The following is a 284-nucleotide window of genomic DNA, read 5'->3' on the forward strand; positions in this document are numbered from 1 at the left end:
GGAAAGTGTCAGAATCTTCTTTCTCCTGACGAATCAGGTGCGGAATGATTTTGTTCACTTTTTTGTACATTTCCGAGCTATCTTCCGCCGGGCCGGAAATAATCAGCGGCGTACGCGCTTCATCGATCAGGATGGAGTCGACTTCATCCACCAGCGCATAATGCAGTTTACGCTGCACGCGCTCTTCCGGGCTGAACGCCATGTTGTCGCGCAGGTAGTCAAAACCGTATTCGTTGTTAGTGCCGTAAGTGATGTCGGCAGCGTAAGCTTCACGTTTGGCGGGC

Annotated in this window: 1 pseudogene; it reads right to left on the reverse strand. The window is 51.8% G+C overall.

What is annotated here, in order from left to right:
- Positions 1–284, reverse strand: a pseudogene (locus tag J4G32_RS21265) (preprotein translocase subunit SecA); the annotation flags it as partial.

It is taken from the genome of Microvirga antarctica (assembly GCF_017921815.1).
GTDB lineage: Bacteria > Pseudomonadota > Alphaproteobacteria > Rhizobiales > Beijerinckiaceae > Microvirga > Microvirga antarctica.